The following is a 1036-nucleotide window of genomic DNA, read 5'->3' as shown; positions in this document are numbered from 1 at the left end:
AGCCTGCGCACCAGCCTGCACTTTGCGATGATGGAAGCTAAAAACAATGTGCTGATGATCTCGGGTGCTAGTCCCTCCATTGGTAAAACCTTTATCAGTGCTAACCTGGGAGCGGTAATTTCACAAGCAGGTCAGCGAGTGTTAATTATCGACTGCGATATGCGCAAAGGCTATGCCCATGAACTGATGGGCGTGCAAAGCAACAATGGTCTTTCTGATATCCTTTCAGGGCAGATACAAGCAAAAGATGCGGTGCGAAAAACGCATATGGAGGGCATGGATTTTATCCCTAGAGGGCAAGTTCCTCCGAATCCTTCAGAGTTGTTAATGCATAGCCGCTTTGCTGAGTTTATTAAGTGGACGGCAGAAAATTATGATTTGGTGCTACTCGATACACCGCCGATTCTGGCAGTAACAGATGCTGCTATTATCAGCCGCCATGCAGGAACATCACTGCTGGTTGCACGTTTTGAAATGAATACGGTGAAAGAAATTGAAGTGAGTATCCGCCGCTTTGAGCAAAATGGTGCTGAGATTAAAGGTGTGATTCTTAACGCCATTGTTAAACGTGCCGCCAGTTATTATGGGTATGGTAATTATCATTATTATACTTATGATTATAAATCAGAAAAAAATAAATAAATTAGCGTTAATAATTGTTGATACTATTCTAGGCCGGGCGACGTCCGGCTTTTCTATTATTGAATTTATAATTTTATTGATGCGCGCATCAATACTGTATCCTTTATACATCATACTGCTGATAATTAGTAATGCATCTAATTTATAACAGTTCTAATTCTTGAGTGTATTGACTGATAGTAATGGAGTATTCTCATGCATATAAAACTTATCCCATTGCAAACACATGGCGATGAACGTGGCGCCTTGATCTCTCTTGAAGAGGGTAAAAACATTCCTTTTAGTATTAAGCGAGTTTATTATTTATTCAAAACCAAGGAAGGGGTGCGCAGAGGTTTTCACGCTCATAAAGTTTTGAAGCAAATAGTAGTGGCAGTAAGAGGTTCGTGTCGTT

General features: G+C 40.6%; 2 protein-coding genes. Both read left to right on the top strand.

Features of this window, described 5'->3' with window-relative positions:
* The coding region (locus J5224_RS29770) for a polysaccharide biosynthesis tyrosine autokinase (protein ID WP_264628664.1) at positions 1-642 on the top strand (642 nt) is incomplete at its 5' end.
* Positions 643-837: 195 nt separating this feature from the next.
* A partial coding sequence (locus J5224_RS29765; protein ID WP_264628663.1) for a sugar 3,4-ketoisomerase occupies positions 838-1036 on the top strand: 199 nt, incomplete at its 3' end.

The organism is Candidatus Symbiopectobacterium sp. NZEC135 (assembly GCF_025962695.1).
Note: the sequence above shows the minus strand (reverse complement) of the source record. Positions and strands in the feature narration are given on the sequence as shown.